A 19,791-nucleotide genomic window follows, 5' to 3' on the forward strand; every position below is an offset into this window, starting at 1 on the left:
CAATTAACGCTTCCGGGCCTTTTCCCGGGCTACCTTTTCCTTTTCCCGCAAGGCTTCCTTGCGGGCTTTTTCCTTCTCTTTCAATTTTTGCTTGTATAAGCGTTCCTTCTCCTTGCGCTCTTTTTCCTTCTGTTTCAAGCGTTGCTTATAAGCACGTTCTTTTTCCTTACGAAGGTCCTCACGAGCTTTCAGTTTCGCCTTACGGTCGGCTTCCGCTTGTTTCAGCTTGGCTTTGCGGTCAGCTTCCAGCTGTTTCTCTCGATCAGCCTTCGCTTTCAACAGGGCACGTTCTTCCTCCGCTTGCTTCTTGAGAAGTTCTTCCTGTTCTTTCGCTTTCTGCTCACGTAATTCCTTATCCGCCTTTTGCTGGGCCTCGAAAGCCTTACGAGCCTCTTCCTTGCGGGCTTCTTCTTCGGCAGCTTCCCGTTTACGGATCTCTTGGATTTCTTTCAAGGTCATGCCTTGATCCTCAACCGCCGGCTGAACAACAGGAACCGTATCCTTACGAAGGGTATCGACAGGCTGGATTTCCGGTTTGTCAAACGCAGGGACCTCAATCGTATCCGGGACGACTGGCATAGCAAGCTGTCGGACAGGTTCTTGAACAGACCGTTGTTCCTCCTCCGGCTCTGTAACAGGTTGTTTTTCTGGTTCAACTTCTGGTTTCAATTCATCTGCCTTTTCCGGCACTTCGGCTTCTTCCTCCGTGATCATTTCATCTTCAGTCGCCTCCTCCTCCTTAGCGGCTTCCATACGGGCTTTCCAACGACCTGCCAGATCCGGTAATTCCTCACCGAAGCTCTCATCGAAGAAGGTGATATATTCATCCAAGGTCTTGCCACGCATCAAGGTCTCATAATTATCATCAGAGATCGGTAACACGGCAACCGCTTTATTCAAGGCCGTAGCATAACCATCCTTACCGTATATCATCTTATAATATTGGATAATCTCATCAAAACTAATAAATCCTTTAATCGCCAGCATACTGATCGGGCCGGCCTGCTCCAAAGCCAAATCAAACTCTTTCACCATGAAGTTCGCAAAGTTATAAGCGGCGACAGCGAATAGCAACTGATTCTGATCTACGCTACCCGTAGGATATACCAAAAGCATCTGATAAGGCGTATTCCGTTCCGGATTAAATACACGGGCCGAATCCTCGGCAGATAACATACCATCCTCGCCCAAACCGAATCGTAAGTTCCAACTCATACCTTTCACACCGCCCTGCACCAAGGCACGTCCCCGAAGAACACCTTTCAACATCTCCCCGGCCAGTTCCGTGACATCCGCGTTCGGATACTTCTCGACCAGCGCTTTCAAGGCATTCTTAAAGCCTTCCGCATCCCCGGCCTGCACATATGATAACGCATCCAAGAACATGAATTTAGGCATCAATGTAGCCAATGGATATTTCTCGCTTACGTACCGGAAACTCTTACGTACATACGCTGTATCGCTCTCCAGATAACGGTCGTAAGTAGCTTGATAGATCGAGTCTTGTACCACATCCATCATGCGGATATTATACTCGTAATTCGGATCAGCCACAGCTACCGCATAATCGCTTTTCGGGAAGGCGTTCATTAGTTTATTCTTATACTCGGTAGCCAACACTGTATTTCCAGTTTTCAGGGCCATCAAATATACTTGATAATAGCTCTCCAAACGGTGCTCATTATCCGGGAAACGGCGTTCCAAATTCTCGAATGCCTCGACAGATAAGGGGATATCCTCCAACTTATCCTTATAGATCATCGCCATATTGTAAAGACCGTCTATAATAATAATGTTAGAAGCGTCTATATCCTCTTGCGTGAAAGGTAGCTGCTGTAGGTAATACTCACGGGTATGCGGATCATCGGCGGCAACAGCCGACAGGTCACCGCCTATCGAATCGGTCGGCAACGGCTCACCGTCCGGCCCTACCATTTGGGTGGAATCTCCCTCGGCCAGCATCTCCTCATCCAGATTCTCATTAAAGGTAGAGAGTTCCTTCTTACGGCGGCGCCAGTGATCTTCCAACGGACGACGTCCCCATTTACGCTGGAACTGTGTCTTTCCTTGCGCTACGGTCTGAGGATTATAGAAATAGAAAGACGCTCCACCGGACGCATTCGGCAAGACAACAGCATTGGTTTCCGTACCGGGACGGTCGATTCCGGTGCCTTTCGCTTCCTGCTCGGCCAGATAAGCCTCCTTCTCAGCCAAGGCTTTCGCCTCTTCCTCCTCTTTCTTTACCTCCTCAATCTTCTTATCGATAATCGCTAACCGCTCCGCTTCCGGTAATTTAGCCAAGGCTTGCAAACTGTCTTGAAGATGGACCGCTTCTACATGCACGACCAATTCATCCAGAATCGCCGACAATTTAGAAACCCGTTCATAATCCCTGTATTCCTTTTGAATTCCGGCTAAGGCTCCGCTAAAGCAAGGTTGCGCTTTCACGTAATCCCGCATCGTAAAATAGATATCTCCCAGCTTTATCTGGCAGATCGCCTTATCCATTCCATTCAATGTACTCTTATCGATACCGAGTTGATAGTTCTTTATGGCATTCACCGTATCTTCCCGGCTGAGGTATACATTTCCTAAAGCATAGTATACTTGATCCAGATAATCCTTATTCTTCTGGCTTTTCGCCATTTTCTCGAGCATCTTCACCACTTTCAAGTAATTCGTACCCGAGAATACTTCTGTCTGACGGATACGTGAGGCAAATTCCAACTCATACGGAGGATTCGAACGGGCTACCTCACCAAAGGTCTTATAAGCCAAGCCATCTAATTCTTGATCCGCATAGATTTGTCCCAAAAGATACTTCATCCGGGTACGTTGCTTCCGGTTTTTCTCCGCCTTGATAGCGGTCTTCAGATAAGGGATGGCATCCTCGAACTGCCCGTTCTTGATCAAATAATCGGCATACACCGCCGCATATTGCTTCAAGGCGGAAGCAGGAATACCGTTCTTGTTCATCTTATCCAAGATATCCTCGGATTCATAGAACCAACCCATCTCGGAATAACAACGGGCTTGCCACAAACGGGCCTCGGCCACGACCTCCTCGTCCTTCGCGTAATGACGGGCTATATAGGAAAAGGTAGCGGAGGCTTGCAGGAAATCGGCATTGTAGAATTGCGCCTGTCCCATGATCAGCCAACTATTCTTTAAGAAAGGGTTATACTCCTCTTGTTCTTGGATAGCACGTAGTTTGGGATTATTCCGCCAGCCCGGTTTCTTGGCCGGTTTCGCTTTTATGGAGTGTAGTTTAATAGCTTTATTACTTTTCTCGATCGTCCGGTCGAAAGGGCCGCCCGGCTCGGCTTTGTCTTTAGGCTGGGCGCTGATCGGATACATATAGATCCTGTCGGAATAGTTCTCTTTATATCCGTCCTGTTGGCTTTTCAGTGCCTCGTCAAACGCCTGTTTTCCATTGAAATAAATATTATAACGGGTCGTAAAGGCATGATAAAAACGGCTCGCTTTCGTGTTCTTCTTCGTGCTGCACGACCAAAGCAAGAGTACCGTTAATAACGCCACTATGTAATAAAACCCTTTTTTCATTCTTTAATTAACGCCGTAACAACGGTTTTATTGCTTTCAAGGCCAAAAAGAGGACCACCAAAAACAAGATGATAAACGCACCGGAAGGCACGTTCAGGAAATAAGAAAGAACCAGTCCGGACACGCAACCCAGAAAGCCGATCGCGATACTTCCCCACATGATCTTCTTGAAGTCGGAAGTAAACAGGTTCACCGTTATTTGAGGCAAGGTCAGCAAACTCATCAATAGCATAATCCCTACCAACCGGATCGAAAGAACAATTGTCATGGCAATAAAGCACATCATCGTATACTCGATCCATTTTACCGGTAGGCCTTGCGTGACAGCGAAGTCACGATCGAACGCCACGTAAACAATCTCACGGAGGAAAAGGGAGAATATGAGTATCAACAATACCACCAACCCTAAAATCCATAAGATATCGGCCGTAGAGATGGTCAAGATATTACCGAACAAATAAGCGGACAGATTCGGGGCGTACCCCGGCGTAAGGAAGATAAAGATCACGCCCAAAGCCATACCCAGCGACCATACGCCCGCTATGGCGGAATCCTCCCTTACGTTTTGCGTCTTGCTCGCCCACTCCACGCCAAAGGCAGAGAGGATCGAAAACAACATCGCCATCAAGATCGGGTTTGTTCCCAGATAAAAACCCAAGCCCAAACCTCCGAACGAAGCATGCGTGATCCCTCCGCTGATAAATACCAACCGGCGGGATACGATGTAAGTCCCGACAATCCCACAAGCGATAGCGGTTAGCAAGCTCCCGATCAAGGCATTCTGAAAAAAGGCATATTGCAATAAATCCATATGATTCGTTTCCTAAATTAATGAGTACGGCGTTCGCCAATGATCAGGAATGCCTCATCCTTCAAGGCATCCGGCAAATTGATCCCTCGCAATTGCAGGCTACGGAGCCAACCGGCCACCTCCACTTCCCGGAGGGTATAAAGCACTTCACTAAACTCCTCAACGGCTTCCTCATCGTAAGCGTCCGCTTCCACTCCTTGGAACCGATCCAGTTCCTCATCGTTATAATATTCGATTTTCTTGCTGACGGCGGCTAATAAACTATCCCGCTCGCAAGTCTCATGTTGTCCGCAGCAAACCTCCGGAATCTCCTGTGCCTCGGGGATCTCCGAGATCTCCCCCCGTTCCAGCATCTTCTGAAGTTTCTTATTCCGGAAATACCCGGCGATAGCGGCTACGACACCCAGACCTATAAGACTTATGACAATGTACCACATAATTCAATTGAAAGTTGAGAATTGAAAACTGAAAATTAAAGGGCTGATTCCCTAATAGAGAAACCAGCGGCCTTAAGATCTTCCCAATAATGGGGATAACTCTTGCTGACCACTTGCGGGTGGGCGATCTCTATCCCCTCGGGACGTACCAAAGCGGCGGGAGCGAATGACAAAGCCATCCGATGATCCTCGTAAGTGGCGATTACCGGATGCGACTCCGGTTCCCTGCGTTCACCGTTCCACTCCAAGATGCTATCATTGCGATCCGTCAACACATAACCTAATTTACGAAGCTCTGTCTTCAATGCCTCGATCCGATCCGTCTCCTTGATCTTCAATGATTGAAGTCCCGTAAAGCGGAAAGGGATATTTAATAACACGCAAGTCACCACAAAGGTTTGAGCCAAATCCGGTTCATTCACGAAGTTATAAACCAACTTCTCACAGATATTTCCAGTATGCTTTAACACTACTCCACGTTTCGTATAAGTAGTGCCCACTCCCAATTGAGCGAACAACTTCGCTCCGGCGGCATCTCCCTGCAAGCTATTCTTGAATAAACCTAACAATTCGATCTCAGCATTTTTCGATAACGCCATGATCTCATACCAATAAGAAGCGGCACTCCAATCGGATTCCACCGTAAAACGAATCGGCTTATACTCTTGGGGAAGTACTTTGATCGTATTCTCCGTCCAAGAGGCTCTCACTCCATATTGCTCCATCAATTGCAAGGTGATATGGATATAGGGCCTAGAGATAATAGCGCCCTCCAAATGCAACGTAACCCCATTTTCTGTTAACGGGGCGATCATCAAGATAGCGGATATATATTGAGAGCTAACATTTCCCGGTAGCGAGATCTCTCCGCCTTGCAAGGCGCTTCCGAAAATACGCAAAGGGGGATAACCCTCCTTCTCCATGTACTCGATCCGGGCGCCTAAAGCGTTCAGCGCATCCACCAACACCTTGATCGGACGGTTCTTCATGCGTTCGGTTCCCGTAATCGTCCATTCGCCCACCACCTTCGAGAGGAAAGCAGTAAGGAAACGCATCGTCGTACCCGCCGCACCCACATTAAAATCCCGATCGTTCGAGTTTAATGCCTTTACCATCAAATTTGTATCATCGCAATCGGATAAGTTCTCCACATCGTATGCGCTATAACTTAGCGCATTCAAGATCAATGCCCTGTTACTGATACTTTTAGAAGCGGGAAGCTTTACGGTAGTCCGGATAGCGGAACCCGGAGCATCTATCTGATAATTCATCGCTTTCGTATATTCAAGATTCAAGAAGCAAAAGTACGAAAATTAGCGTACATATGGAGTATAACAGCGGGAAACTTTCTTTATGCTTCTTTTCGAATGCGAATCGTGACAAGGCATTCGTTTGAATCGCCCCAACCAGTAGACGTAAGGGGCAATAAAACGCCCTTTTAAGTGAGAGTATTCCCGTTTTTAGGCACGAAAGGCGACAAAAGCCTACACGTATAGTCGCGTTGGGCGACACCAATACTGCCGTTAGGCATTATAAACAGTCACGAATAGGGTTGTCAGTAGTCGTGAATAGGCATCGTAACCCGGTTAGAACCCAGTCGTAACCCTATCGGATAGCCCGAAGAAGTCAATGGATATGAATTAGGATGAATTATTTTCGCTAGAATGAAAGGCGGTTTTTCGGTATTGTATTATCAATGAACGAATTATTGTTTTATCCTTGCGTATTTGGCAATGAGTCGTACATAGTCCCGGAAAAATCGGTTCTCCGGGACTTTAGTTTACAAAATGTCAGAATGTCAAATCGCCAAACGGTCTTATCACAAGGCCTTCATCTTCAAGAAATGCTTCCAGAAAAAGAGGATCTGGTAATCAATAGAATTATTCCAGTATTGTGAATCATGATTACCCGGACGAGTGATAAAGTCGTGGTCGATGCCTTGTTTTAATAACGCCTCGTGGTAGTTCTTATTCACCTCCAAAAAGAAATCGCTGTCACCGCAATCGAAGATCAAAGCGATCTGGTCTTTCCTCAAGGTTGGAACCAAATTGATAACCGTGTACTTCTCCCAGTTTTCCGGATATTTCGCCTTCTCACCTATTTGCACGCTCATCTCCCAGTTTTTCGGGAAAGGGCGGATATCCACGCCACCGCTAGTACTTCCCGCAGCGGAGAAAACATCGCTATGACGAAGGCCATTCCACATAGCGCCATGTCCACCCATGCTCAAGCCGGTAATAGCACGTCCCTTACGATCGGCCACGGTCTTATAATGGGAATCCACGTATTTCACCAACTCATCCGAGATGAAAGTCTCATACCGTACATCAGCGTTCAAAGGGCTATCCCAATACCACGTATTCTTACCATCCGGGCATACGAAAAAGATACCCTTCTCATCAGCGATCTTAGATAGATCCGGCTTGATACCGACCCATGTACGAGCGTTACCGCCATAGCCATGTAACAAATAAATCACCGGACACGCTTTCGTCGCAGCCACATCCGGACTTACCACGACTACCTCTATACTTTTATTCATCGAAGGACTTTTCACTTGCAAAGTATCTACCTTCGCCGCCTGTAAACCGAGCGGAAGCAAACAAACCAACGCTACCGCTACCTTTTTCATCCAATTCATATCAGTGAACATTAATGATTAATTCCCCGTAGCCTTGTTTTCAAGGAACTACGGGGACAAATATACAGATTTTACAGCCAAAAACTTATTTACTTAACGAGAAAGGACGATCCTCTTTCGCGGTTCCTCTCGTCTTCTCCGGTTGATTGCCCATTTGAAGCTCCAGCACGCCCCCATTCACGATATCGCTGTAATGGATATAATTACGTGTATGTCTCTTCCCGTTCAAGGTAGCGTTTTGGATATATACGTTATCCTTACTATTCCCTTTCGCCTCGATCACGAACTTCTTGCCATCCTCCATCGTAATCGTAGCTTTCCGGAATTTCGGGCTACCCAATACATACTCATCCGTCCCCGGGCAAACACTGTAGATTCCCAACGCGCTCAATACGTACCAAGAAGACATACCGCCTTGATCCTCATCACCCGGATAACCATTTTCCGAGCTATTATATAACCGATCCATCACCTGACGAATCCAATATTGCGTCTTCCAAGGCTGGCCTGCGTAACTATACAAGTAAATCATATGCTGGATCGGTTGATTACCTTGGGCGTACTGTCCCATCTTCGCCAATTCCATCTCCAGCATCTCATGAATTTTCGTTCCGTATGTTCCATATTTCACGATACCGGGTAAAGCGAAAACAGAGTCGATCTTCGCCACGAAACGCTCATCACCTCCTGTCAAATCGATCAACCCTTGGACATCATGGAAAACCGACCAATTGTAATGCCAAGCATTCCCCTCGCAATAAGGACCGCCCCATTCGAAAGCATCGAAATCCGCCCAACTACCATCCAATTTACGACCTCTCATAAAACCGACAGATGGATCGTACACATTCTTGTAATTATAAATCTGGCGGGCAAAGACCTCCTCATAAAACTTATTCCCAGTCATTTTCGCCAACTGATACGCACAAAAGTCATCATAGCAATATTCCAACGTCTGTGCCGTAGATCCCATGGATTCCGGATAAGGTATATATCCCAACTGATAATAATCCTTCCAACGAACCCATCCGTTGGCACCGCCCCAAGGTCCCTTATTCATCGCCTCATGCGCATACGCTTTCAAGGCTTTCTCCGGATCGAAAGTGCGGATACCCTTCACCCAAGCATCCGTCAATAAAGAGATCGAGTGATTCCCTACCATCCCGCCGGTCTCACTCGGGAACGACCAAGAAGGTAACCATCCACATTGCTCCTGAGCGTCTAGCAAGGCTTGCATATATTGCCCCTGCATCGTAGGGTGCAAGATATTGGTCAGCGGGAACTGGGAACGGAAAGTGTCCCAAAAACCATTATCGGTAAACATATATCCATCATGAATCTTCTCATCGTACGGACTATAGTAGTAAGGAGAACCATCCTCTTTCTCCTCATAAAACTTATGGGAAAACAAATTGGCACGGAACATGCAGGAGTAGAAGGTTTTCATATCCTCCTCGGTTCCACCTTCCACCAACACACGATTCAATAGCTGGTTCCATACATCAGCAGCCGCTTGCTTCGTCACTTCTACCGATGAGTGCTTACCTAGCTCACGAGTCATCGTAACCTCCGCTTGCTCCGGACTGATATAAGAGGTAGAGACCTTGGCCTGTACCTTAGAGCCTTTCGCAAATTGTACATAGGCACCGATACCTTCCCCTTCCCGGCTCAAATTATTCTTCTGGATCGTATTCTTACGATTCTCCCATGTACCATAGCTAACGAAAGGTTTATCAAATTGAATGATAAAATAATTCTTATGTGTCTTCGGAGAGAAAGCCCCATTGTGTACATAGCCGGTGATCCGGTGGTTCGCTACATCGATTTGTACCTGACTGGTTTTCGTATAGCCATCCAGTACGAGAAAAGCGTCTCCCTTCGCGGGAAAGGAAAAACGGAAATGAGCGGAACGGGTAGTTGGCGAGAACTCCGTGGTAATACCATTCTCCAACGTAACCTTATAATAATGAGGCTTGGCAATTTCTTTATCATGAGAGAACGGAGTCGCCCGTTTGGACTCATCAACAACCAATTCCGATACAGGCATCAAAGAAAATACCCCGTAATCTCCCACCCAAGGGCTACATTGATGCGTCGGTTGGAAACCCCGGATCGTAGTGGCCGAGTATTGGTATTTCCAACCATCACCATTCTTCCCGGTCTGTGGAGACCAGCTATTCATGGGATAGGGAACCGCCGTAGTCGGGTAGGTATTTCCCCAACTCAATTCGTAAGTCGAGTTTGTTCCTTGCAAAGTATTTACGTATTGTACCAAGTCTTTCTCCGCAAAAACAGGGAAAGAGAGGGTTAAACAGAGGGCTAAAGCCGCCCCCTGTTTATAAAAAGTATTGAGTTTCATGTTATTTTATTTACTGATTAATTATTCACGCCCCAATTTGTATTCGGCTCGGGGCCCATCTCCAATTCTAGTACGCCACCTTTCATGATATCCCTATAATCAAGATAGCATCTCGTATAATCCGTCCCGTTTAATTTAGCGGATTGGATATAGGTGTTTTCCGGGGTATTTCGGTTGGCTCGTATGATAAATGTATTCCCTTCGCCAACCTGAATCTCAGTCTTCTCAAAAACCGGGCTGGATATCTCATAGCGAGTATCTCCCGGACAAACCGGATACAAACCACATGCCGCCAATACATACCAAGCGGACATCTGACCGACATCCTCGTTTCCAACCAAGCCTTCTACCTTATTCTTATACGCCTTATCGCAAATGAAACGAGACCATTTCTGGGTTTTCCACGGCTGTCCCAAATGATTATACAAGAAAGGCACATGATGAACCGGCTCGTTCGCATGATTGTAATAAGCGTTCCACAGGAAATCTGTTGGTGTCTTGTCGAACATCGTATCCAGATCGGCGATCACCCGTTCCGTTCCTCCCATCAGTTCCACCATACCCGGAATATCATGAGGCACAAACCACCCCTGTTGCAGCTCATTGCATTCCATACAGCCGTACCATTCCTTCAGCTTACCCTCTTCCGGCCAAGCCTCAAACCGGCCATTCGCTTCTCTCGGGCGGAAGCTATGTTTCTCCGCATCATATAAATTCCGGTAAGACTGAGCCAACTTCGCATAATAAACCGCATCCTCCTGTTTTCCTAATGATTTCGCCAACTGAGACATACACCATTCCGTATACGCATACTCCAAGGTTTTGGAGATACTCTGCGGATTCGGGGTATAGCCCAACTCCGCATTCCCGAACATTCTCGAGGTTTTATCCGCATACCGATAAGCCTTTTCCATATCCAAGCTACAAATACCTTTCGCATAGGCATCCGCCAAGACCGATATAGCCGGATTTCCTAACATACAACCGCTATAGGCGTTCAACAACTCCCAGCGCTCATAGTACTCACGGCCACTCTCCTCTGCCATCGTTGTCAATGACTTCAACAAATCGTTCACCAATACCGGATTAATAATCGTTTGCAAAGGCATCTGACTACGGAACACGTCCCAACCGCTAAAGATCGTACGTTTCGTGAACGTATCCGACTTATGCGCTTTTCCGTCCGCGCCCATATATTGACCATCCACATCCGTGTAAATCCTCGGATCGATCATTGTATGATACAAGGAGGTATAGAAGATCACCTTCTGCTCATCCGTTCCACCGCTGACATCCATCTTAGCCAAAGCCGTATCCCATAACGAGCGGGCACGAGAACGTACCGCATCAAAATCCCAATCCTTGATCTCCGCTTTCAAGTTCTTTTCCGCACCCTCCAAGCTTACAAAGGAAATACCAGCCTTGAAAAGAACCTCCTCATTCGCCTCAGTCTCAAACTCCGTAAAGAACCCGAGGTGCTCGCCCTCATATGCCTTTGGTCTCTCCGAAATCTTTGCGTTCGCTGTCAATATCTGGAAAGCCGGACTCTCCACGAATTCCCGATGCCGATCCTGCCCTGCCGGGATATCCACGCTCCATACACCATAATCTTTCAACGGTTTGGAAAACTGCGCATAAAAATACACGGTGTATCGGGAAGAACCTTCACCATTCCCCCAGCCTCCACCTTCCGGCGTACATTCCATTCGTCCGGCGATCGTATGGTCATCTATCACTTGAACCGCCTGATACGTAGAAGTACCTCCTACACGACGGGCTAAGTCCAACTGGATGCGGGACTGCTTATTCTCGGGGAAAACGAATCTCAGCATACCGCTATGAGGAGCCGCTGTCGCCTCCGCTTGTATCTGGTAATCGCTCAGCAATACCTTATAATATCCAGCCTTGGCCTCCTCGGAAGATTTATCATACCGGGAACGATACCCGGCTACGCCCCCCTCTTTTCCTGAGTTCGTGCGCAGATCGCCCACGGTAGGCATTACCAATAAATTACCCAGATCACCATACCAGCCGATACCACTCATCTGCGTAAAAGCGAATCCCTCGATCGTCTCATGCTCGTAGCTATATCCGGAACCATTGTCGCCCCCCGTAATCGTATTCGGACTTACCTGTACCATACCGAAAGGGGTAGTCGCACCGGGGAAGGTCTTCCCCAAGCCATGGTAAGCACCGGCCGCCTCCGTATTCGTACTCGCCCCGATAAAGGGATTTACATAATCAGAGAAATGAACCTCCTCGATAGTCCGGGTCGGACCGGAACAGGCAGTTCCCACCAACGCAAGCGATAACGCCGTGGTCGTTATCCATCTTAAATTTCTTACTAGTCGTATCATTTTTTTATAAGTTCTATTCTACGTACCTTCGGTTGGGCGATCTGATACATACGATCCACCAACATATCGATTTGTTGGCTCCAAGCCTCCCGGATCTCCGGATACATCATCTTGGAGTAGTTATCCAGATGGCCGGCCAAGAAGATATTCGTATGAAGGTTCGCCCTTAACGTATCCATAGCGGCGATATTATCCTGAAATAACATGCCCTTCCGCTTCAAGATATAAAATTCCGTCCACGCATATTCCCTAAAACGTTTCTCGATATTCCAACGTTCCTCATTCAAATGCATGACCCGAACGGCCTGCTGATATTGCGGTGTGTTCGTTAACGCCGCTAAGTTAATACCTTTTGCCAAATCCTCGGCCGAAAACGTAGAAATTGAATCCCCGTCTATCTCCAACCTATACGAACCTTTCAATCCATCCACCCGCAATACCTCTTGATTAAGATCCTCCATAATCGGAGCGTACAAGGTCGCCTCATATTGCGTATGCTTCTTCTCCCAACCCCGAGAGATCGTATCCATCGGATAAGGTAAAGACTTCGCTAAATAGGTAAAAGAGATCGTACCCTTGTCTGATACTTTCAATTCATTCACGAAACAATTCTCGTTCGCCAACACCATACGTCGGGAAGCATCGATATCAACTTTGGCGACCGGTTTACCCGCCAATCCCTGAGACTTCAAGAAGAAATAGGCCATCAACATATTACCGTGGTTATCCGGATGAATCCGATCTCCTTGCATTAAGGTAAACCGCGGATCTTTCGCTTGTTGTACCCTGTTCACCTCTAATACCGGGTTGTGGAAATCCACGAACGCCCAGTCATTCTTCACGGCCGCCTCTCTTTGCAGACGGATGATTTTCTGGATCGTAGCGTTCTTTCCAAGAAAAGGCTTATTTTTCTCATTTTGCCAAGTCTCGTCGTACGGCGTGCCACCGATCATGATCACCCTTGTATCTTTGTGAGATTTCATGATCTTCTGCATCGCCTGAAAGGTCGTATCTACCCGATACATTTGCCGCTCCACGAAAGCCGTAGGATTATCGCCGTTATATTCGAAATAACCACTATCGTTCATACCGAAAGTAGCCGTAACCACCGTCGGATTTTTACCATATACATCCTCCTCGATCCGTTCCAACATATCCCAAGAACTGTCACCACCGGTACCGGCGCTATACATCCGCATCCGCATATCCGGGAAATGAGTGATATAGTACAACCATATATAAGAATGATAATGTCCACCCTCTGTTATGCTATTGCCTAAAAAAACAACCCGGTCACCCCTTTGAAAAGGGGAAGGAGTTTTCTGCGCATTGCCACACACAAACACAGAAAGCATACACGCCAAACTAAAAAGCCATCGATTAGTTCTCATCTTATTTACTTTTGGACACTTAGAAGTTCAATTGTTTATCCGATACGGCCACAGCCACGAATGAATCAGCACAGCCATAATACAGATACCATTTATTCCGGTAATAGACCAGACCTTCCACGAATACGGTACCCGCAGGGTATTGACCGCTTTTTTCAAAATCATCCGTCGGTTGCAAGAAAGGCTTATCCAAACGACCGATCAATTTTGTCGGGTTATTTACATCGAACAATGCTTGTCCGGCACAATAAGAGTTCGCAGGATAAGCGGTATCCCCTTTTTCTCCCGGTTCGTTTTTACCATTATACAACAGAACGATGCCATCCTTTGTCAAGATAGCGGGAGGTCCACATTCGGTCAACTGGCTATCGAAATAGCCGGAACGGGGAGAGAACAATTTAAGCAACTCACCATTCTCGTCCAACAGTGGGTCCCAATCTGTTAAATTATCGGAGGTAGCCGCATATACATTCTTCTCCCCCCAGTACATGAAATACTTGCCATTCACTTTCGCAATGACCTGCTTATCTCCCTTTAAAGTCGTGACTAACGATGCGGATTTGGTCGCCTCATCCTTGAATTTGCCATTATAGGCTTTCTCAAAAGCCGGACCGAACTTCGTCCAGTGTTTCAAATCCTTTGAGGTCGCCACCGCCAGACGAGGCACCTTGCGGTTCCATTGCGTATATAGCAAGACATACGTACCATCCTCGGTCATAGCGATACGAGGATCTTCCGTACCTCCGGGACATTCGTTCTCTGCTTGATTATCTTTAGCCGGATAAAAAGCAGGCTTCGTATCCCTCTCGAAATGGATACCGTCAGTAGAGGTCGCATATCCCAAACGGGAAGTCCGGGAACCAATTCCCTGAGCGGAGTTATCTTCCGCACGGTACATCACCACGATCTTCCCATCGTAAATCGTAGCCGCCGGATTAAATGTGTCACTCTCCTCCCATGCTACAGAATCTTCCCGCATCGGGCAATAAAACTTAGTTGGTAACGGCTTAATTACCGGATTCACTCCTGTCGGACGCTCAAATCCGTCCAAGCACCAAGCTGTTTCCGATACAGCTTCCGCCGTCTGGTCTTTCTTTTGAGAGCCGCAAGCTACGGTAACCAATCCCAATAAGCCGAAAGTAGAGACTAATAATGTTTCTTTAATCATGTTATTCGTAGTATTAAGTTATATTTATTTTCCATATGAAGGGGGAGCTATCCGAGTTCCCCACGTCTTATCCGGCTTCCCGGATAATTTATATTCCAAGGTCGCCCCCCGATATAAATCCGACCAATCGATCCAAGTGCCCTCCATCTTCTTTCCATCAAGACTTAAGGAATGGATATACTCTTTTTTCTCATCTCCCCCCTTGATAATCACGTCTCCCTCGGGCAAATGTAAAACAATCTTACGGAATACCGGACTATTCACAGAGAAACCTCCCACTCCGGGAATCTCTGGAAACAAACCGATACTGGCAAAGACATACCATGCTCCCATCGATCCTAAATCGTCGTTGCCCGGCAAACCGTTCACACGGCTACTATATTGTTCGTTCAGTATACGCCGGATCACTTGTTGCGCCTTATAAGGAGCCCCCGCCCAATTATAAATCCAAGGGATTTGGAAACTAGGCTCGTTACCGGAGGCGAACCATTCATCTCCATAACTAGCGTCCAAACGTCGGAACATCTCATCCAAACGCTTCTCCGCCGCTTCCTTTCCTCCTATACTATCGATCAACCCTTGCAAATCATAAGGTACCATCCAGAAATAATTCTTATATGTCGATTCCCGCCAATCCGCATCATAACGTTTCCACGAGCCATCCTCGTTTCGGGACTGCAACCAACCGGTCTCCTTATTAAAAAGATTCTTCCAGTTCATCGCCCGTTGCGTATACCAATTACAAACCGGCTCATCATTGCAGGCTTGCAAGGCGAAACGGCCAATCGCAAAATCAGAAGATGTATATTCCAGTAAGATCGAAGCGTCGTAATACCCTTTCTCCAAATACTGTTCCAAGCCCGGTCGAGTCAAAACACCTTGGGAATTAGCCCCCGGCACTTCTGCTCCATAACGCATAGTCCGCAGTAAAGTTCGAGGATCATAGGTGCGAGCTCCAAACGCATACGCATTGGCTACAAGAATCGGAGTCGGGTCCCCCTGCATAACACCTGTCTCTATATTCGCCAGTACCCAACGGGGGAAGCCACCACCGGATTGCTCGGCAAATAAGTAATGAGACATAACGATATCCGAGGTCTCCTCGGGAGCTAGCATAGCGATCAAAGCAGTCTGCGTACGATACGTATCCCAATTACTGAAAGAGGTATAGAATTTTCGGGCTGTCTTATGCACTTGGCTATCCGCCCCCATATATTCCCCATTCACGTCGCTACAAACATTCGGATGGATTAATGAACGATATAGATGCGTATAGAATTGCATCTGGCGATCCTCGTTATCTCCCTCTACCTCTATCTTCCCGAGGTATTCATTCCATTTATCTTGCGTCGCCTGACGGACCGCAGAGAAGTCCCAAGCGGGATTCTCAACCCTCAAATTCTCTCGGGCATTCTCCACCGAGACATAAGAAACACCGATCTTATACTGCACCGCCTGATTCCCCTCTTTCAACGGAAAAGTAAAATACACCCCCGAGTGACTGCCTTCCGCAAACGTATGATTCGCATGTAGTCGCTCCTCCTTCCATGTACCAAAACTCTCCGCATCCGCATCGAACTCAGCCACAAAGTAAACCTTATAGGGAGTTGGGATTCCACAGAAAGCACCACCCTCCGCATATCCCTCGCAACTATGAGGACCCGTAATCTTAATAGCGGCTACTTGGATAGGGGTAGCGGCTACTCCTCCTCCGATAATCACGGTACCCTGCTTTTCCTTGGAAGAAAACGTATAACGAGCCATACCCGTACGTTCCGTAACGGTTAATTCCGCACGTATAGAATGATCTACGGTGGCTGCGTAATAACCGGCCGTTCCGATCTCCTTGCCGACCGGAGTCTGCATATTCAAGATACTATCCGGAGAAACCCGTAAAGCTCCGGCAATCGGAAGCGTAGGGAAATTTCCCATATGATCGCATCCCGCACCACTCAATTGATTGATGACAAAGCCTAGTTGTTTCGTGAAATAAGTCGGGGTAAACTGTACCATACCGAAGGGATAGGTAGCCCCCGGATACAAATATCCGGAAGCCCACCCATTACCTTGAGTCCCTATCAGGGTATTGGTCTTAGAAACGAGATTTGACGCATTTACCAAACCTCCACACAACAAGAAAACATAGCTAACCACACATATTCGCCTTAAAAGCTGTTTACATTTAAACATGGTAATAGATCCTTTTTATTATTTAGCCTTTTATACTATATACCCTTCAATAGAATAAAACACTTACGGCGTAATAATTAAAAAACAGCTATTAACATAAGTCAACAAAAAGGGAATCATATGATTCCTATTCCGCAGGCAGCGATAGCGTGTGTTTTCCACTTTCCAACAGGATCGAACCCGCCGATATTTCTACATTATTCCCATCTAACACACAATTCGATACGTTAAATGGAGCGATAAAGGTCGCCATACTATTCGCCGGTATCTCCAGATCGAGGGAAAGCGATCGGTTCTCCATAGTCCAAGACACACGTGCCGTACCGTAAGGGGTCTCTCTCGCCGCCCTCGCCCACGTCACGCCATTCGGTATCTGAGGTTTGATAAAGAAATGTTTATAGCCCGGCTCATCCTCATCCGGCAAGATCCCTCCGACCGCCTGACAGAACCAAGCGCCAATGCCATTGAAACAATTATGAACCTTACTACGTTCTCCCGACCAGTATTCCCAAGTCGTAGAAGCCCCTTGATCGATCATATATAGATATCCCGGCAGCTCTCTCTTTTTCAGCATGGAATAGAGAAAATCGGCCTCTCCGTCCTTTATCGCCCAATCGGTCAAGATTGTAACACCCACCAAGCCGGAACCGATATGCCCTTTGCAATTCTCCAATGTCTCTCGATATAAACCTTCCTTTACCTCGGGCATATGCTGTTCATCTGTCACGCCGACCAACATCGGATAAATCCGATCGATCTGGGAGCCTGTAGCGTACTGTTTCTTCTCCGGATCATAGAAAGTCTTCTGGATAAGCTCGTTCAATCGTTGGCGACGCTCTTTATACTTAGCGGCATCCTCCGCTTTCCCCAATACCTTCGCGATCTTCTCCATCGTAGTGAGGCAATCGCTTATAAAGCAGTTACTAACCAGATCTACCGATGACTGCGCCGTATAATCGACACCCGCCGGAGCCAACCAATCCCCTAAATACCATGCCCGATAATCCGTATCCGGCCAACGTTTCAGCAATCCATCGACCGTATACGCATCCACATAACGCAACCAATGTCGCATAACCGGATAATATCGCTCGATCAGACGGCTATCCCCATAATTCAAATAAGTCTGCCACGATCCCGTGATAATAAAGCCACACCAATACGGACCACCTCCCGCCGGGTATGGACTCGGTACGCAATGCGGCATACCCCCATCCTCACGGATGCAATCCTGCCACATCTGCATCCAGTTCATATACACGGAAGAGCCCTCATACAATGTCTGGAAACTCTTACAAGAGGCATTTCCATCCCCACCGTATCCCATACGCTCATAATGCGGGCAGTCTACGATATAACCACTGAAAGCTAGGTTCTTGAAAGTATATTTGATCATCGCATAGATAGCATTCAAGTCCGGATCCGAGCACTCGAAAGACGAGGCATCCTTATAATCCGTATGAATCAGATAGCCGGTTACCTCCTCGGGGGCTTTCGCCAAACCGGATATCCTTATATATTGAAACGCATGGTGGTTAAATTTATTTCGGAATACCTCTTTGCCTTGTCCGGAACCGATATACCAATCCTCATACTGTCCGTTCTCCTCTTGTGGCTTGAAATCTTCGTTTTCATTTAACCAATCCGTATATTCCATACGGACCCGGTGGCCTTCCGGCAATTTCGGGAAACTCAGCTCGACCCAACCATTCAACGCCTTTCCCATATCTACGAGCCAAATACTGTCCCCTATCTGCTTGATTTCCTTGGGACGGATAATCTCTTGTATTCGATTAGGCTCACACATCTGGGGACTTACCTCTATCCCGGGTACCTCCACCTCCAATACCGGCGTCCAATCCAGTTTGTCAAGCGTAGCCGTTGTCAAATCCGGCAACGCCTTCCGCCCATCCACACATTCACCCCCGAATTGATGGGGATACCAAGTACCGGTACCGGTCTCACCATACATACTTCCCCGGCCTTCCCAAGAGCTATCTGTAACGAGTAACGTACTTGTAGCGCCATTTCTTTGAATCTCGTCCAATTGCAGTTTAACCAACGGCCCATCATGAACGGCATTAAAAGTAGCTTTTCTGTACCAGCCACGGCCCAACCAGAGCAATAAGTCGTTTATTCCCTGCTTTGCGTACGGCGTAAGATCGTACGTCACCGATAATGATCTTTTGTTTAATTGAGATACCGCAGGCGAGAGAACATCTTCCGATACCTTCCTCCCATTTAAATAGATCTCATGATACCCTAAGGAGTTTACATGAAGGAGTAATGTGGCATCACGGTCTTGAAGCTCGAACTTCTTCCTTAACATCGGATTCTTCTCATCCGGCATCCCTATATATTTCCCTTGCCATTCCGCTTTATCCAAAAGCCCGATCCCAAAGCGATTGACCGGACTCCAGTCCGAGGATTCCCCCTTATCGCCCCATACCCGGGCTTTCCAATAGGCCAGCACACTAGATCGCAACTCTTTCCCTCGATAAGGGACCATCACGGAAGCGGACGATTCCACCTTACCTGAATTCCATAGATCGGCTTTGCCTTGAGCCAGCAAGGAACTATCCGTGGCTACTTGTATCTCAAAATACGCTTGCCGCATAGTTTGCCCGTCTGTCTCGATTTTCCAGCTAAAATGGGGATGGGTATTGTCGATCGCGACCGGATTCTCCAAGTTCTCACAACGAAGATCTTTTAAGATGATCCTCCGCCCGGATTCACAGCCCGACATCAGTAACAATAGGGTCACAAAGTAGATAGATATACATTTCATGATAAATAGATTGAGATTACGCATGAATATACTTTCTAATGGCTTACGATACTTATATCCCCGGTAAATATTAAGATTTATTAAA

General features: G+C 47.1%; 11 protein-coding genes. All 11 read right to left on the reverse strand.

The genetic code is table 11. From position 1 onward, the window contains the following. Positions 1–3: 3 nt before the first annotated feature. The gene (porW, locus tag NBH07_RS11615) at positions 4–3,564 is read right to left on the reverse strand and encodes a type IX secretion system periplasmic lipoprotein PorW/SprE (RefSeq protein WP_156682569.1); all 3,561 of its coding nucleotides are present in this window, start codon (positions 3,562–3,564) and stop codon (positions 4–6) included. Between the two features lie 7 nt (positions 3,565–3,571). Next, a complete protein-coding gene (locus NBH07_RS11620) occupies positions 3,572–4,375 on the reverse strand; it encodes a metal ABC transporter permease (protein WP_005860097.1) in 804 nt (267 codons plus the stop codon). Positions 4,376–4,392: 17 nt separating this feature from the next. Then, on the reverse strand, positions 4,393–4,812 hold the full coding sequence (locus tag NBH07_RS11625; protein WP_005860099.1) for a hypothetical protein: 420 nt from the start codon (positions 4,810–4,812) through the stop codon (positions 4,393–4,395). A 35-nt stretch (positions 4,813–4,847) separates the two neighbouring features. Continuing rightward, complete coding sequence (locus tag NBH07_RS11630; protein ID WP_009275210.1) at positions 4,848–6,083, reverse strand: 3-phosphoshikimate 1-carboxyvinyltransferase; 1,236 nt, start codon at positions 6,081–6,083, stop codon at positions 4,848–4,850. 548 nt (positions 6,084–6,631) lie between these two features. After that, positions 6,632–7,453 carry an alpha/beta hydrolase gene (locus NBH07_RS11635; protein ID WP_009275209.1) on the reverse strand — a complete coding sequence of 274 codons (822 nt, stop codon included), beginning with the start codon at positions 7,451–7,453 and terminating at the stop codon, positions 6,632–6,634. 85 nt (positions 7,454–7,538) lie between these two features. Further along, positions 7,539–9,812 (reverse strand): GH92 family glycosyl hydrolase, encoded by a 2,274-nt coding sequence (locus NBH07_RS11640; protein WP_156682570.1) that lies wholly within the window; start codon positions 9,810–9,812, stop codon positions 7,539–7,541. A 17-nt stretch (positions 9,813–9,829) separates the two neighbouring features. Further along, positions 9,830–12,169: a GH92 family glycosyl hydrolase gene (locus NBH07_RS11645; protein ID WP_009275207.1), complete on the reverse strand. Its 2,340-nt coding sequence runs from the start codon at positions 12,167–12,169 to the stop codon at positions 9,830–9,832. After that, complete coding sequence (locus NBH07_RS11650) at positions 12,166–13,560, reverse strand: SGNH/GDSL hydrolase family protein (RefSeq protein WP_121956090.1); 1,395 nt, start codon at positions 13,558–13,560, stop codon at positions 12,166–12,168. The genes NBH07_RS11645 and NBH07_RS11650 overlap by 4 nt, the downstream gene beginning before the upstream one ends. 19 nt (positions 13,561–13,579) lie before the next feature. Beyond that, the gene (locus NBH07_RS11655; RefSeq protein ID WP_121956091.1) at positions 13,580–14,728 is read right to left on the reverse strand and encodes a beta-1,2-mannosidase; all 1,149 of its coding nucleotides are present in this window, start codon (positions 14,726–14,728) and stop codon (positions 13,580–13,582) included. Between the two features lie 24 nt (positions 14,729–14,752). Beyond that, complete coding sequence (locus NBH07_RS11660) at positions 14,753–16,918, reverse strand: GH92 family glycosyl hydrolase (protein WP_009275205.1); 2,166 nt, start codon at positions 16,916–16,918, stop codon at positions 14,753–14,755. A 127-nt stretch (positions 16,919–17,045) separates the two neighbouring features. Beyond that, positions 17,046–19,730, reverse strand: a complete 2,685-nt coding sequence (locus tag NBH07_RS11665; protein ID WP_156682571.1) for an alpha-L-rhamnosidase — start codon at positions 19,728–19,730, stop codon at positions 17,046–17,048. Positions 19,731–19,791 lie beyond the last annotated feature (61 nt).

Origin of the sequence: Parabacteroides sp. B2-S-102 (assembly GCF_023656665.1) — a bacterium.
Taxonomy (GTDB): Bacteria; Bacteroidota; Bacteroidia; order Bacteroidales; family Tannerellaceae; genus Parabacteroides; species Parabacteroides distasonis.

Coding starts and splice junctions, on each gene's coding strand:
- porW (WP_156682569.1), bottom strand. CDS start 3,564: ATGAAAAAAGGGTTTTATTACATAGTGGCGTTATTAACGGTACTCTTG.
- NBH07_RS11620 (WP_005860097.1), bottom strand. CDS start 4,375: ATGGATTTATTGCAATATGCCTTTTTTCAGAATGCCTTGATCGGGAGC.
- NBH07_RS11625 (WP_005860099.1), bottom strand. CDS start 4,812: ATGTGGTACATTGTCATAAGTCTTATAGGTCTGGGTGTCGTAGCCGCT.
- NBH07_RS11630 (WP_009275210.1), bottom strand. CDS start 6,083: ATGAATTATCAGATAGATGCTCCGGGTTCCGCTATCCGGACTACCGTA.
- NBH07_RS11635 (WP_009275209.1), bottom strand. CDS start 7,453: ATGAATTGGATGAAAAAGGTAGCGGTAGCGTTGGTTTGTTTGCTTCCG.
- NBH07_RS11640 (WP_156682570.1), bottom strand. CDS start 9,812: ATGAAACTCAATACTTTTTATAAACAGGGGGCGGCTTTAGCCCTCTGT.
- NBH07_RS11645 (WP_009275207.1), bottom strand. CDS start 12,169: ATGATACGACTAGTAAGAAATTTAAGATGGATAACGACCACGGCGTTA.
- NBH07_RS11650 (WP_121956090.1), bottom strand. CDS start 13,560: ATGAGAACTAATCGATGGCTTTTTAGTTTGGCGTGTATGCTTTCTGTG.
- NBH07_RS11655 (WP_121956091.1), bottom strand. CDS start 14,728: ATGATTAAAGAAACATTATTAGTCTCTACTTTCGGCTTATTGGGATTG.
- NBH07_RS11660 (WP_009275205.1), bottom strand. CDS start 16,918: ATGTTTAAATGTAAACAGCTTTTAAGGCGAATATGTGTGGTTAGCTAT.
- NBH07_RS11665 (WP_156682571.1), bottom strand. CDS start 19,730: ATGCGTAATCTCAATCTATTTATCATGAAATGTATATCTATCTACTTT.